This is a genomic window from Rhizobium giardinii bv. giardinii H152, assembly GCF_000379605.1.
Lineage (GTDB): Bacteria > Pseudomonadota > Alphaproteobacteria > Rhizobiales > Rhizobiaceae > Pararhizobium > Pararhizobium giardinii.
The window spans coordinates 97,597-110,076 of record NZ_KB902578.1; the positions used below are offsets into that span (position 1 = coordinate 97,597).

The 12,480-nt window shown below is 63.2% G+C and carries 16 protein-coding genes and 1 other RNA gene; 5 read left to right on the forward strand and 12 right to left on the reverse strand.

Going from position 1 to position 12,480, the window contains the following annotated elements:
• Window positions 1-3 precede the first annotated feature (3 nt).
• Together A3AY_RS0100490 and recR are read right to left on the reverse strand one after the other, a co-directional pair.
• Window positions 4-1,200 (reverse strand): lytic murein transglycosylase, encoded by a 1,197-nt coding sequence (locus A3AY_RS0100490; RefSeq protein ID WP_210312403.1) that lies wholly within the window; start codon window positions 1,198-1,200, stop codon window positions 4-6.
• Between the two features lie 248 nt (window positions 1,201-1,448).
• Window positions 1,449-2,054, reverse strand: a complete 606-nt coding sequence (gene recR / locus A3AY_RS0100495; RefSeq protein ID WP_018323704.1) for a recombination mediator RecR — start codon at window positions 2,052-2,054, stop codon at window positions 1,449-1,451.
• A 59-nt stretch (window positions 2,055-2,113) separates the two neighbouring features.
• On the opposite strand from recR, the gene A3AY_RS0100500 reads away from it, so the two are divergent.
• Window positions 2,114-2,728: an MOSC domain-containing protein gene (locus tag A3AY_RS0100500; protein WP_018323705.1), complete on the forward strand. Its 615-nt coding sequence runs from the start codon at window positions 2,114-2,116 to the stop codon at window positions 2,726-2,728.
• Between the two features lie 58 nt (window positions 2,729-2,786).
• Here A3AY_RS0100500 and A3AY_RS0100505 read toward each other — a convergent pair whose 3' ends face one another.
• The 3 genes from A3AY_RS0100505 to ffs all read right to left on the reverse strand — a co-directional run bounded on the left by A3AY_RS0100505 (window position 2,787) and on the right by ffs (window position 5,173).
• Window positions 2,787-3,110 carry a YbaB/EbfC family nucleoid-associated protein gene (locus A3AY_RS0100505; protein WP_026202966.1) on the reverse strand — a complete coding sequence of 108 codons (324 nt, stop codon included), beginning with the start codon at window positions 3,108-3,110 and terminating at the stop codon, window positions 2,787-2,789.
• A 39-nt stretch (window positions 3,111-3,149) separates the two neighbouring features.
• Window positions 3,150-5,024, reverse strand: coding sequence for a DNA polymerase III subunit gamma/tau (locus A3AY_RS0100510; protein ID WP_018323707.1), 1,875 nt, complete (start codon window positions 5,022-5,024; stop codon window positions 3,150-3,152).
• A gap of 51 nt (window positions 5,025-5,075) precedes the next feature.
• Window positions 5,076-5,173, reverse strand: an RNA gene (ffs, locus tag A3AY_RS37290) — signal recognition particle sRNA small type.
• Between the two features lie 102 nt (window positions 5,174-5,275).
• Between ffs and A3AY_RS0100515 the strand changes: the two genes are divergently transcribed.
• Together A3AY_RS0100515 and nudC are read left to right on the forward strand one after the other, a co-directional pair.
• Window positions 5,276-5,680 (forward strand): HIT domain-containing protein, encoded by a 405-nt coding sequence (locus A3AY_RS0100515; protein ID WP_051108264.1) that lies wholly within the window; start codon window positions 5,276-5,278, stop codon window positions 5,678-5,680.
• A 2-nt stretch (window positions 5,681-5,682) separates the two neighbouring features.
• Window positions 5,683-6,657: an NAD(+) diphosphatase gene (gene nudC, locus A3AY_RS0100520; RefSeq protein ID WP_018323709.1), complete on the forward strand. Its 975-nt coding sequence runs from the start codon at window positions 5,683-5,685 to the stop codon at window positions 6,655-6,657.
• Between the two features lie 62 nt (window positions 6,658-6,719).
• On the opposite strand, the gene A3AY_RS0100525 is transcribed toward nudC, so the two are convergent.
• The 3 genes from A3AY_RS0100525 to A3AY_RS0100535 form a co-directional block, all read right to left on the reverse strand.
• Window positions 6,720-7,790 (reverse strand): porin, encoded by a 1,071-nt coding sequence (locus A3AY_RS0100525; RefSeq protein WP_018323710.1) that lies wholly within the window; start codon window positions 7,788-7,790, stop codon window positions 6,720-6,722.
• Between the two features lie 195 nt (window positions 7,791-7,985).
• A complete protein-coding gene (locus A3AY_RS0100530) occupies window positions 7,986-8,840 on the reverse strand; it encodes a prephenate dehydratase (protein WP_026202969.1) in 855 nt (284 codons plus the stop codon).
• 12 nt (window positions 8,841-8,852) lie between these two features.
• Entirely contained in the window at window positions 8,853-9,605 is a 753-nt protein-coding gene (locus A3AY_RS0100535; protein WP_018323712.1) for a 3-deoxy-manno-octulosonate cytidylyltransferase, read from the reverse strand.
• Between the two features lie 156 nt (window positions 9,606-9,761).
• Between A3AY_RS0100535 and A3AY_RS0100540 the strand changes: the two genes are divergently transcribed.
• Window positions 9,762-10,406, forward strand: a complete 645-nt coding sequence (locus tag A3AY_RS0100540; RefSeq protein WP_018323713.1) for a c-type cytochrome — start codon at window positions 9,762-9,764, stop codon at window positions 10,404-10,406.
• A 111-nt stretch (window positions 10,407-10,517) separates the two neighbouring features.
• Here A3AY_RS0100540 and A3AY_RS0100545 read toward each other — a convergent pair whose 3' ends face one another.
• Complete coding sequence (locus tag A3AY_RS0100545) at window positions 10,518-11,462, reverse strand: AEC family transporter (protein ID WP_026202970.1); 945 nt, start codon at window positions 11,460-11,462, stop codon at window positions 10,518-10,520.
• Between the two features lie 218 nt (window positions 11,463-11,680).
• On the opposite strand from A3AY_RS0100545, the gene A3AY_RS0100550 reads away from it, so the two are divergent.
• Window positions 11,681-11,938 (forward strand): BON domain-containing protein, encoded by a 258-nt coding sequence (locus A3AY_RS0100550; protein WP_018323715.1) that lies wholly within the window; start codon window positions 11,681-11,683, stop codon window positions 11,936-11,938.
• 14 nt (window positions 11,939-11,952) lie between these two features.
• On the opposite strand, the gene A3AY_RS41005 is transcribed toward A3AY_RS0100550, so the two are convergent.
• Genes A3AY_RS41005 through A3AY_RS0100565 form a run of 3 tightly spaced genes read right to left on the reverse strand, consistent with a single transcriptional unit; the run spans window position 11,953 to window position 12,468 of the window.
• Window positions 11,953-12,084, reverse strand: coding sequence for a hypothetical protein (locus A3AY_RS41005; protein WP_018323716.1), 132 nt, complete (start codon window positions 12,082-12,084; stop codon window positions 11,953-11,955).
• A gap of 15 nt (window positions 12,085-12,099) precedes the next feature.
• The gene (locus A3AY_RS0100560) at window positions 12,100-12,282 is read right to left on the reverse strand and encodes a hypothetical protein (RefSeq protein WP_018323717.1); all 183 of its coding nucleotides are present in this window, start codon (window positions 12,280-12,282) and stop codon (window positions 12,100-12,102) included.
• Between the two features lie 3 nt (window positions 12,283-12,285).
• On the reverse strand, window positions 12,286-12,468 hold the full coding sequence (locus A3AY_RS0100565; RefSeq protein WP_018323718.1) for a hypothetical protein: 183 nt from the start codon (window positions 12,466-12,468) through the stop codon (window positions 12,286-12,288).
• Window positions 12,469-12,480: the final 12 nt, after the last annotated feature.

Here is a 12,480-nt window from a genome sequence, read left to right on the forward strand (position 1 = left end):
TTCTTAGCGCAACCTGGCCTTCAGCCCCGCATCCGGAAAGCATGTGGGCGCCAGGCCATTCTTCGCCTGCCAGTCGCCCAGCGAGCGGCGGGTCTTGTAGCCGGCCAGCCCGTCCGCCTTGCCGATATCATAGCCCTGGGCCTGCAGGTTCTTCTGCATCTTCAAGACATCCGAGCGCAGCATCTTGCCGACGTCGCCGAATTGGCCCTTGAAGGCGCCGCCGCCCGATGAAATCCGGTCGGCGAGGTTGCCGATGAACAGGGCGTAGAGGTCGGAGTTGTTGTATTCCTTGATCACGTAGAAGTTCGGCGTGACGATGAATTCCGGCCCGTGGCGTCCGGCCGGCACCAGCATCATGCCGCTGGCCTTGGCTTCGCCGGCCGGAAACGCCTTGCCGGACACGCGCTCGATGCCGGTCGAAGCCCATTGAGATATCGGCTTGGCAAGGTCGGGGCCTTCCTGCGCACAGGAGACCTTGGCGGGAATGCTGACCTCGAAGCCCCAGTCGCGGCCGCGCTGCCAGCCTTTTTCCGCCATATAATGGGCAATCGAGCCGAGCACGTCCGGCACCGAATTCCAGATGTCGCGGCGTCCGTCGCCGTCGAAATCGACGGCATATTTCAAGAAGCTCGTCGGCAGGAACTGCGGCTGGCCCATGGCGCCGGCCCAGGAGCCCTTCATCTCCGCCTCGCGCACGTCGCCGCTGTCGAGGATATGCAGGGCGGCGATCAGTTCGCGGCGGAAGAGATCGCCGCGCGTCGACATGAAGGTCTTGGTCGCCAGCACGTCGATGATCGGATGCGGGATCTTCGCCCGGCCGAAGCCGGATTCGCGGCCCCAGATGGCGAGCACGACCGGACCCGGCACGCCATAGGTCTTCTCGATCCGCTTGAGCGTTGCGGCATGGGACTTGGCAAGGCTGCGGCCGGTGGCGGCCAGTCCCTGCAGCCGCTCCTCGGAGAAATACGCGCCCGGCGAGGAGAATTCCGCCTGGCTCTGCTTCTGCTCGCTTGGCGGCTTGGTGCCCGGCGGCACGAGGTCCGGCAGGTCCCAGTTGAGCTTGACGCCGGCAAAGGCGGCATTGAAGGATTTTTCCGAAATGCCGGCCTTCTGCGCTTCCGGCCAGAGATCGGTCTGCAGCCACTGGCGGAACTGCGCCTCCGTCTGGGCCTTCGAAGCGGCGAGGGCGGGCAGCGGCATCAGCGATGCAATGGTCGCGATCACAATCGCCAGAGTTTGCCGCGCCTTACCCCTCTCTGTCGGCTGCGCCGACATCTCCCCCACAAGGGGGGAGATTGTTCTTGTCCGTTGCCGGCCTTTCAGCAGGCTGCTCACCGTATTGCTGAAGCGAAAGAGCTCTGCGGCCAGTCTCCCCCCTCGAGGGAGAGATGTCACGGAGTGACGGAGGGAGGTGGGTGCTCTCGGCACGAGGAGGGCCCGTTGCATTCTCAAATTACCGTCCTCGCCCGCAATGCCGCCGTCAGCGTGCCTTCGTCCAGATAGTCCAGTTCGCCGCCGACGGGCACGCCGTGGGCGAGGCGGGTGATCTTGACGTCAAGCCCGTCGAGTTGGTCGGTGATGTAGTGCGCCGTCGTCTGGCCCTCGACGGTGGCGTTCACCGCGATGATCAGCTCGCGCACGCCGCCCTTCGAGACGCGCTCGATCAGGCCCTTGATGTTGAGGTCGTCGGGGCCGACGCCGTCGAGTGGCGAGAGCGTGCCGCCGAGCACATGATAGGCGGTGTTCATCGCGCTTGCCCGCTCCAGCGCCCAGAGATCGGAGACGTCCTCGACGACGATGATGACGGAATTGTCGCGCCGGTCGTCGGTGCAGACGCTGCAGGGATCGCTGGTGTCGACATTGCCGCAGCACGAGCAGATCCGGACCTTGGCGTAGGCGTCGCCCATCGCGGCGGCGAGCGGGCCGAGCAACTGGTCCTTCTTCTTGACGAGATGAAGGGCTGCGCGCCGGGCCGAGCGCGGCCCGAGCCCGGGCACCTTCGCCAGAAGCTGAATGAGTTTTTCGATTTCGGGGCCGGTGACTCGCTTTGCCATGCGGCGGTTCTACTCCATATCTCGGGGGAACGGAATCGCTTAAAACGAGAGGATCGCCCATGAAAATCCTGGCCGTCTGTACCGGCAGCGCCGAAATCCTGCCGGGAAAGTCCTACCGGACGGGCATCTTCAAACATCCGGTCGAAGCCGGCGTGATGGTCGATCGCGAGGGGCTGATCGGCGACCGGATCTGCAATCGCAAGCATCATGGCGGTGTCGATCAGGCGGTCTATGCCCTCGGCTCGATCGACCTCGACTGGTGGTCGAAGGAACTGGGACGCAAGCTGGAGCCGGGCACGTTCGGCGAAAATCTGGTGATCGAAGGTGCAGACAGCCGCAGGATATCGGTCGGCGACCGGTTCTCGACCGACAGGATCGAGCTCGAGGTCACTTCGGCGCGCATTCCCTGCGCCACGCTCGCGGCACGGATGGAGGATCCGGGCTTCCCGAAGCGCTTTCTCGCTGCAGGGCGACCGGGCTTCTATTGCCGCGTGCTCAAGGATGGTGTGGTTCAGGCCGGCGATGCCGTCACCCTTCGCGCCTATTCCGGGCTGCCAGTCCTGATGCCGGAACTGCTTGAAACTTTCGGCAGGACCGTCTCCGGCAAGGACCGCGACCGCTATCTCGCCGCGCCGATCCACCACAAGCTGCGTGCCGAGCTTAGCCGCGCATAAGCGTCCGCAATCCTACGACCGGCTTTTGCCTGGCCACTCGCCTGTGTCGTCGTGCGGCTCAGAACGGCAGTTTCATGCCGGGCGGGATCGGCAGGCCGGCGGTGAGCGCGCGGGTCTTTTCGGCGGTGATCGCCTCGGCCTTGTCCTTGCCGTCCTTGTGGGCGGCGACGATCAGGTCTTCGAGAATCTCGACATCGTCTTCCTTGAACAACGACGGGTCGATCTTGATGCCTTTCAGGTTGCCCTTGCCGTCCATGCGAACGGTGACCAGACCGCCGCCGGAGGAGCCGTCGACTTCGAGCGCAGAAATCTCTTCCTGCATCTTTTCCATCTTGGCCTGCATTTCCTTGACCTTGCCCATCATGCCCATGATGTCGCGCATCGCCATGTCCTCTTCTTGTCTCGCAGTGATCGTTAAGACTTAGTGCTCGATATCGTCGCCGGGAAGGATATCGCCTTCCGCGGATTCGGCTGCGGCCACGGCCTGCGGCTCTTCCTCCGGTTCCGGCCCCTTTATCCGCACGTCGGCGATCTTTGCGCCTGGAAACCGTGCGATGATGGCGGCGACGTCAGGGTCCTGCCGGGCGTCGTTGAACTGGCGCTCCTTGGTGGCCGCTTCGGCCTCCACAAGCGTCGGCTGGCCGGGCTCGCGGCTGAGGATCACCATCCAGCGGATGCCCGTCCAATCCTCCAGCTTTTTCTGCAGCTCGGCAACCAGCGTCTTCGGCGCATCGTCCGGCAGGTTGATCTCCAGCCGCCCGGGCTCCAGATTGACCAGACGGACGAAATTGCGCACCAGCGTCTTCAGCCTGATGTCGCGGTTTGTGGCGCAGAGATCGGCAATGTCGCTCGCCGATTTGACGGCGACCTTCGGTTCCGCTTTTGCCGCCGGGGCTTCGACCGGTTTCTCTTCCGTCTTGCCGACCGGCATGTCCGGCTGCGCTGCGATGGTCGGCACGGCGCGCAGCATGGTCGCGCCGTTTCCGGTCGTCCGTTGCGCGGGAACCATGTCGCTGCCGCCAACCTGAACGGCGGAAGCCGCGGACGCCTGGGCACCACCGCCGTTGCCGCCGTTCGGCGCTGCGGGCGGGCGGGCGGTTTCTCCGCCCGACAGTTCGAGCAGCCGCCGGGCCGCATCTTCCGGGGCAGGCAGGTGGGCGGCGTGGGCAAGGCGGATCAACACCATTTCGGCGGCACCGGCCGGACGCGACGAGCTTTCCGTTTCCGGAATGCCCTTCAAGAGCATCTGCCAGATGCGCGACAGCGTCGTCACGGCGATGCCTGACGAGAATTCGGCGCCGCGGGTGCGCTCGATCTCGCTCAGCGACTGGTCGTTCGCGGCATCCGGCACATATTTCAGCCGGGTGACGAGATGGGTGAAGTCGGCAAGGTCGGTCAGCACCACGGACGGGCTGGCGCCGGCCTCGTACTGCCCGTTGAACTCCTCGAGCGCGGCCGCGACATCGCCTTTGACGATATGCTGGAACAGGTCGACGATGCGGGCGCGGTCGGCAAGCCCGAGCATCGAGCGCACGGCCTCGACCTTGACCACGCCGCCGCCATGGGCGATCGCCTGGTCGAGCAGCGACAGGCCGTCGCGCGCCGAGCCTTCGGCCGCACGGGCGATCATCGCCAGCGCATCCGGATCGGCCGAGATGCCTTCCTTGCCGAGAATGGTGGTGAACAGGCCGACGAGATCCGACGCGCCTATGCGGCGCAGGTCGAAGCGCTGGCAGCGCGACAGGACGGTGATCGGCACCTTGCGGATTTCGGTGGTGGCGAAAATGAACTTCACATGCTCCGGCGGCTCTTCGAGCGTCTTCAACAGGCCGTTGAAGGCCTGGGTCGAGAGCATGTGCACTTCGTCGATGATATAGACCTTGTAGCGCGCCGAAACCGGCCGGTAGCGCACTTGCTCGATGATCTCGCGGATGTCGTCGATGCCGGTATGGGAGGCGGCGTCCATCTCGATCACGTCGACATGGCGGCCTTCCATGATCGCCTGGCAATGTTCGCCGGGGATGCGCAGGTCGATGGTCGGCTTGTCGATTTCGCTCGTCTTGTAGTTCAGCGCGCGGGCCAGGATGCGGGCCGTCGTCGTCTTGCCGACGCCGCGAACGCCGGTCAGCATGTAGGCCTGGGCGATGCGACCGGTCTCGAAGGCGTTGGTGAGGGTGCGCACCATCGGTTCCTGGCCGACCATCAGGTCGGAGAAATCCTTGGGGCGGTATTTGCGCGCGAGAACCCGGTAGGCGGCGGGCTTTTCAGATGTCGGGATCAACGTATCTTCGCTCATCGCCCCTGCCGCTTGGCTACAAGTCTGTCCAGACAGGACGGAAGAAAAAGGGTGGGAGGCTGGCACGATGACCCGTGCCGTGGCTCGTTGGGGCTGCTTCCTTCCGGACCTGACCCGGTTGGCGAGTGGCTCGTCCACCACCAACCTCCCGGCTCTCATATCGGCAATATCGAAACCAAATGCAAGCCACGCCTTCAAAAAACTGCTATCTTTGTGCAAACAAAGGAAAATCACTGATCCGGGAGATCCGCTTGCCTGCCTTCGATATCGATGAACGCCTTGAACGCGACGGCTTGCTGATCGCCACGCTCGGTCTTTGCCAGCTTCGCATCAACAACGACCGCCGGTGGCCCTGGATGGTGCTCGTTCCGCAGCGCGACGGCGTGACGGAAATCTTCGACCTGACGCCGCTTGACCAGGCGATGTTGACTTTCGAGACGAACATGGTCGCTTCGGCATTGAAAAAGGCAACGGGCGCGACGAAGATCAATGTCGGCGCGCTTGGCAATATCGTCCGCCAGCTCCACGTCCATGTCATTGCCCGCAGCGAGGGCGATGCCAACTGGCCGGGGCCGGTCTGGGGTTTCGGCACGGCCGAACCCTGGGGCGATGACGAGCGCAAGGCATTTGCAGCACGGATACTGGAAAATCTCTGATCATGACGAAATCGATCTTCGAACTGCACAGCCCGCACCCCGAGCCGAGCACGCTCGTTGCCTTCGCCGAGAATCACCTGGACCGGCAATCCGAACATCGACCGGACGATTGCGTCGAGGCCGCCTTCCGCAGGGAGGGGGCGCATGCCTTCGCCTTTTCCGGCGGCAAGCTCGTCGTCAAGCACGATGAGAAAATCATGGATCCGCTGTTTGCGCCCTATGAACTGGCGGGGCTCGAGCCCGAACTCGACGACGCGATCCTGCTCGGTTTCCTCGCCAACGGCGAGCCGCGGCTTGCCGTTCCGGTCGGCCTGACGGAGGAAACGCTGCCGGAGCCCTTCAAGCTTGCCGACGGCCGCACGCTTTATCGCCAGCAGATGCTGCCCGACGAGCTGCTCGGCCAGTTCGCGCAGGCATCAAGCCTGATCAGCTGGAATGCGGCCAACCGTTTCTGCGGCAAGTGCGGCTCGGCGATGGAAAGCAAGGCCGGCGGTTACCGCCGCGTCTGTACCGCCTGCGGCCACATGGCTTTCCCGCGCACCGATCCGGTCGTCATCATGCTGACCATCGACGTCGAGCGCGATCTCTGCCTGCTCGGCCGCAGCCCGCATTTTCCGGAAGGCATGTATTCCTGTCTGGCGGGCTTCGTCGAACCGGGCGAAACGATCGAGAATGCGGTGCGGCGCGAAACCCACGAGGAATCCGGCATCCGCGTCGGCCGCGTCCGCTACCATGCCTCGCAGCCCTGGCCGATGCCGCACACGCTGATGATCGGCTGCTATGCCGAAGCCCAGTCCCGCAATATCCATCGCGACGAACAGGAGCTCGAGGATTGCCGCTGGTTCAGCCGCGAGGAAACGGCTGCCATGCTGGCACGCAACACCGGCGTGGCGCTGGCTGACGGCGAACTCGGCCCGCCGCCGAAGGGCGCCATCGCCCATCAACTGATGCGCGACTGGCTGGACTGGCTGCGATAACGACAATCGGCGCCCGCTGGTGGCGGACGCCGACGTGTTTTCTCGCCCAGGCCGCTTCCCGTTCAGAAGTTGCGCTGAACGCGCAGGATGCCGCCGAAGGCCTCGCCGCTGCCGCGCTCGCCGCCGAAATCGGTGTAGTTGAGTTCCGGCTGCACCATGAGGCCCGGCACCACCGCGTATTCGACGTTCAACGCCGCCGCCAGGGTTCCATCCTCCTCATAGGCGAGCTGGCCGTTCAGGGATGCCTTGTCGCTCAGCGTCGCGGAGAAGCCGCCCCAGGCCGCCCAGTCGCCATACCAGGGGCCATAATAGTTCAGCTGACGGCTGCCGCCGGGGCCATTGTCGTTGTCCCAATCCGACTGATAGCCGCCCATGACGAAGACCGAGAACGCATCGTTGAACTCGACGTCGACGCGGATCTTGCCGCCGAAGGCATCGGCGTAGGTGTCATAGCCACCGACGGCGGCGATGCCGCCCCACTCCTGCTCGTATTTCACGCCGCCGATGATATGTGGCGCGTCACCACCGCTGTACGAAGCGGTCGGGACAGGAGCAAAGCCGGTATCGTAATCACCGGAGCCCTCTTCGAGGCCGATCAGGGCGGAAAAGCCGTTTCCGGCTTCATAGACATAGCTCACCTGGTTGGTGCGATCGCCGGTATAGTCGATGACATCGTCGTTGATGATGTTACCGGCCGAGTTCAGCCAGGTGTCGAACCGCGAATCGTCATAGCCTGCGCGAAAGCCGGCCAGCTCGATATAGGCGCTGTTGATATAGGTCGACTCGTCATCGGCGGACGCCTGGCTACGCAGCTCGATAAAGGAACGCAGGGTGCCGTATTCCGTTTCGTTGCGGGCATCGAGCCGGATGGTGCCGCGCGCAAAGCCGTCCCAGCCGAGATCCTCGCCGCTATACGGGTCGTCGCCGAAGCTCGAATCGGATCGCACATAGCCGCTGATCTTCAGGCATGTTTCCGTGCCGGGGATATAGAAGAATCCAGCACCGAAAGCATCGCAAACGCGTACATATTCGAGGGGTTCGGGTTCTGCAGCAACGATCGCGTCTGCTGCGCGCGCGCCCGTCACGACCGTCAATGCAGCCGCCGAGCCGAGGAGGAGGAGTTTGAGTGTCATAGGCTAACCTTTGTGGCGCATGCCGTGTGGGCGGCATGCGCATGAAGTGGTGTCGGATACGATGATGGCGCATCGGCGAAGCAATACAAGCATTCTGCGTCAAACCAACCGCTGAGGGTCCTCCGCAAAATAACCATCTTCCGGCCACAAAGGATAGCCGTCAGTTTTGGCCCTTTAAATCCGGCCGAAGCGTTCCTAAAGGACGAGTCGCATCGGGTGGGCGGCATAGGAGCCGAGAATGCGGACCTTCTCGGAAAAATATCGCAGTTCATCCAGGGCCTGGCGCACGTGCGGGTCGTCCGGATGCCCTTCGATATCGGCGTAGAACTGGGTGGCGATGAACTTGCCGCCGAGTTGGTAGCTCTCGAGCTTGGTCATGTTGATGCCATTCGTCGCAAAGCCGCCGAGCGCCTTGTAGAGCGAAGCGGGAATGTTGCGAACGTTGAAGACGAAGGTCGTGACGATGACGTCCTTTTCCGACTGCCGATTGATCTCCTTTGCATCGCGCGAGAGGACGACGAATCGCGTGACGTTGTTTTCCGTGTCCTCGACGTTTTCCGCGATGATCTCCAGCTTGTAGAGATCGGCGGCGAGCCGCGGCGCAAGGGCTGCCATCGACCGGTCGCCTCGTTCCGCCACCAGCTTGGCAGCGCCCGCGGTATCGCCGGCCACCACCGGCTTCCAGCCGTTGGCGCGGACGATCATGCGGCACTGACCGAGCGCATGGATATGACTGTGCACGGTGCGGATTTCGTCGCGCGACACGCCCGGCAGCACCATCAGCTGGAAGCGGATGGGCATGAAATATTCGCCGACGATATGCAGTCGTGATTCGGGCAGCAGGTGATGAATGTCGGCGACGCGGCCGGCGATCGTGTTTTCGATCGGGATCATCGCAAGATCGGCCTCGCCGTTCTCGACCGCCAGGAACGCGTCCTCGAAGGTCTGACAGGGTAGCGGTTCCATGTCCGGGAACATGTCGCGGCAGGCCATGTCGGAGTTGGCGCCGTAGTCGCCCTGGAACGAGATGCGGTTGGTCTTGGTGATCATCAGGGGTTCCAATCAGGCTTTTGCGGAAAGAAGGCGCCGGGCCTTTTCAAGGTCTGCCGGGGTATCGACGCCGAGCGGTATGGATCTGACGATCTCGACGTCGATGCGCATGCCGGCTTCGAGCGCGCGCAACTGCTCCAGCGATTCGCGCTTTTCCAGTGTCGAGGGCGGCAGCGACACGAATTTCTCCAGCGCCGCCCGCCGATAGGCATAGAGGCCGATATGATGGTAGAGCGGCCCTTGGCCATGCGGCGCGGTGGCGCGGGTAAAATAAAGCGCCTTCAGGCGCGTCGCCGACAGAGGCGCGCCGACGACCTTGACCACGTTCGGATTGCGCTTTTCTTCCTCATCCTCGATTTCCACCGTCAGCGTGGCGATGTCGACCTGCGGGTTTTCGAGTGGCCTGAGGGCTGCGCGGATGGTCTCCGGCTCGATCGTCGGCAAATCGCCCTGGACATTGATCACGATCTCGACCTTGCCTTCGGGGTCGCTCTTCAGAAGCGCCTCATGAATACGGTCGGAACCGGACTGGTGATCCACGCGGGTCATCACCGCCTCGAAGCCGGCGGCGGTCACCGCATCGAATACGTCCTGGTGATCGACGGCAACAACGATCCGCCCGGCTTGAGCATCCTTTGCCCGCAAGGCGACCTGCACAATCATCGGGAGGCCGCAAATGTCGGCGAGCGGCTTGCCTGGAAGGCGCGTCGAGGCCATGCGGGCAGGAATGAGAATGAGGGTTTTGTCCAAATTGTCGCTGTTCATGCCTGGGCCTTCAAAACGCGCCGGAAAAGTGTCAAAAGGTCTCAGTCCGGGGCTTATAATGTCTGTTGCAACGCAAAGCCAAAAGACATAGGTTCCGCGCGATTTCAAGATAGGCCGGCGTTTTGTTTGCGCCGGTTGCAAGGGGAGCGTTTGCAGATGAACTCATATGTGAACATGGGCGTGGGTGCCTTTCTTGGTACGGTCTTTGTTTTGATGTCCGTATCGATCGCGTCGGAAGGCATTTTCCATTCGGAAGCTCCCGAGAAGGAAGGTTTCGCCATCATCGCCGAGGAAGGTGGATCGGAAGCCGGTGCCGGTGGCGCGGCAGAAGCCGAAGTCGATATCAAGCCGCTGCTCGCATCCGCCGATCCGGCGGCTGGCGCGACCGTCTTCAAGAAATGCGCGAGCTGTCACACCACCGAAAAGGGCGGCGCGAACAAGGTCGGCCCGAATCTCTGGGGCGTTGTCGAGCGTCCGATCGCCTCGCATGAGGGCTTCAGCTATTCGGCCGGCATGAAGACCTTCGCCGAAGCCAACAAGACCTGGAGCTACGACCATCTGAGCTTCTTCATCGAAGCGCCGAAGAAGCACGTTCCCGGCACTGCGATGGGCTTTGCCGGTGTCAAGAAGCCGGAAGAGCGCGCCAACCTGATTGCCTGGCTGCGCGAACAGGCCGATGCGCCGGTGGCACTGCCCGACGCTTCCGCTGCCGCGACGCCTGCCGCCGAAGGCGAAGCCGTGAAGCCGGCTGCCGAAGCCGAGGCAGCCAAGCCGGCGACGGAAGCCGCGCCGGCGCAATAAGCCGTTGCTTCTCAGCCAGTTACATCCTTAGGCCCGGCCCTGTGCCGGGCTTTTTCGTGACCGCATGGGCAATCAAATGCGTCTGCCGGGCCAATCTGCAGTCCGCTCTCCCTACAGCAGTATATAGGCCCAGGCCGAAACCGAGATGACGCCAAGTGCGGTGGTGATGGTGATCGTCGAGGAGGCGAGCCCGTGGCCGACGTTGAAATGATTGGCAATGAGCCAGGCATTGACGCCGGTCGGTACCGATGAGGTCAAGACCAGGGCGGCCGTCCAGTTGCTGTTGAGGCCGAGCAGATGGCAGGCCCCATAGACGGCTGCCGGCAGAACGACCAGCTTCAGGACACTGGTGATCGAGGCAAGCCCGGTATTGCCGACGAGGCCGTATTTGTCGAGCGCCATGCCGATCGAGACGAGCGCCGCAGGGGCGGCGACCGAGGCGAGCTGATCGACGACGACCTTGACCGGTCCGCCAGGCGGCATGCCGACGAGATGGACGAGCGCACCGCAGACAAGGCCGATGACCAGCGGATTGCGCACCAGATTGCGCAGAATGCCCTTCAACAGCCGCAAGGGGCTTTGGCCCGGCTTGCCGCTGGTCTTGCGCTCGGCCCGCTCCATCAGGATCGTGCCGGCAATCATCATGACGGGCAGATGCACCGACAAAAGGATGGACAGCGCCACCACCCCGTCCTCGCCGACGTTGCGGGAGACCAGCGGCAGGCCGATGAAGACCGTATTGGCAAAGGCGGAGGAAACGCCCGAGAGCACACCGACGCGCGCATCCTTCTTGAAAAACACAGTGGCTGCGAGATGCCCGAGCGTCCATGTGACCGCAACGCCTGAGAAATAGGCGACCCAGAGCGGCCAGGGCGACCCTTCCTTGAAGTCGGCCTCGGCAATGGTGCGGAACAAGAGAACCGGCACCGCCACCCGGAAGACGAAATCGCCAAGCGCTTCCCCGACGGTCGCCTTCAGATAGTTCGTCCGCACGATCAGCCATCCGAGGAGGATGAGGACGAAAATCGGCACGACATTCAGGAAGACATCGGACATCGGGTGCTGCCTCTTGGCGAGTTGAGCTTCCGCCATAGACCCATTCGCCGCGATGCCGCAACCCGGCGGCAGGAACAGGCTGTCCTCGAACGCGGCGATTCCCGCAGTGCCGCGTCGTCCGCGACACACGCGATCCGGGGAATGCCTTCCTCCCGCCGCGCCAGACGAGGGAACCTTCGGGAAAGGCTTGCGTTGTCCCTTGGGAAGGGCAGGTGGCCATGCACAAGCAGATTTACGTCCATGAGGACGATCACCCGGATTTGACGGGCGACGAACTTGCCGAAAAGGTCCTGCGCTATATCCAGTATTCCGCGCTGATCGATACGTCCGGCCTTTCGGTCATGGCCATCGGCCGGACCGTCGTTCTAAGCGGCTATGTTTCCTGCGAAACGGAACTCGGCTGCGCCGAGGAGGCAGCCGCCTCGGTCATCGGCGTGCATCTGGTGGAGAACCGGCTGGAGGTGCGACCGCACTAAACCCAACGCCCGGTTCAATAGACCCAAAAGGCAACCGCCAAAAGGGCCGGCAGCGAGACGCCAAACAGCCACATCAGAAACTGGCGAAACATCAGCTGCCGGTATTCGCGGCGGACGGATTTTCTTGGTGTTTCGGATACCGGCATCGCGATTGTCCTTTCTTAAAGTGCGCCGCCGGTAACCGGGTTTACCACCGGCTTTTCGCTGTCGTCCTTGGCGCCAGCGGGCTGCACCGCGGGCGGTGCCTTGGATTTCTCGTCGGCATGGGAGGGCTGGCCGGGCGACCTGTGCACGTCCCGCGGCTTCTTCTGTTCCGGCGTCACGTTGCTGTCATCGGTCGACACTCCTCAGGCCATGCCGGCGGGATCGCCGATCGGCAGCAGGGCTGGATCGAGCACCCGATCGGGCTTTTCCGGATCATCCTTGTCGGTGACAGGCGGTGTCACAGGCTCGTCCTGCGAGGGGTGCGGCACGCCTGGTTGCCGGTCGTGCAATGTCTCGTCCGGCGGAAGGGGAATTGTCTTAGGCATAATGGTCCTCCT

Coding starts and splice junctions, on each gene's coding strand:
- A3AY_RS0100490 (WP_210312403.1), bottom strand. CDS start 1,200: ATGCCGCTGCCCGCCCTCGCCGCTTCGAAGGCCCAGACGGAGGCGCAG.
- recR (WP_018323704.1), bottom strand. CDS start 2,054: ATGGCAAAGCGAGTCACCGGCCCCGAAATCGAAAAACTCATTCAGCTT.
- A3AY_RS0100500 (WP_018323705.1), top strand. CDS start 2,114: ATGAAAATCCTGGCCGTCTGTACCGGCAGCGCCGAAATCCTGCCGGGA.
- A3AY_RS0100505 (WP_026202966.1), bottom strand. CDS start 3,110: ATGCGCGACATCATGGGCATGATGGGCAAGGTCAAGGAAATGCAGGCC.
- A3AY_RS0100510 (WP_018323707.1), bottom strand. CDS start 5,024: ATGAGCGAAGATACGTTGATCCCGACATCTGAAAAGCCCGCCGCCTAC.
- nudC (WP_018323709.1), top strand. CDS start 5,683: ATGACGAAATCGATCTTCGAACTGCACAGCCCGCACCCCGAGCCGAGC.
- A3AY_RS0100525 (WP_018323710.1), bottom strand. CDS start 7,790: ATGACACTCAAACTCCTCCTCCTCGGCTCGGCGGCTGCATTGACGGTC.
- A3AY_RS0100530 (WP_026202969.1), bottom strand. CDS start 8,840: ATGATCACCAAGACCAACCGCATCTCGTTCCAGGGCGACTACGGCGCC.
- A3AY_RS0100535 (WP_018323712.1), bottom strand. CDS start 9,605: ATGAACAGCGACAATTTGGACAAAACCCTCATTCTCATTCCTGCCCGC.
- A3AY_RS0100540 (WP_018323713.1), top strand. CDS start 9,762: ATGAACTCATATGTGAACATGGGCGTGGGTGCCTTTCTTGGTACGGTC.
- A3AY_RS0100545 (WP_026202970.1), bottom strand. CDS start 11,462: ATGTCCGATGTCTTCCTGAATGTCGTGCCGATTTTCGTCCTCATCCTC.
- A3AY_RS0100550 (WP_018323715.1), top strand. CDS start 11,681: ATGCACAAGCAGATTTACGTCCATGAGGACGATCACCCGGATTTGACG.
- A3AY_RS41005 (WP_018323716.1), bottom strand. CDS start 12,084: ATGCCGGTATCCGAAACACCAAGAAAATCCGTCCGCCGCGAATACCGG.
- A3AY_RS0100565 (WP_018323718.1), bottom strand. CDS start 12,468: ATGCCTAAGACAATTCCCCTTCCGCCGGACGAGACATTGCACGACCGG.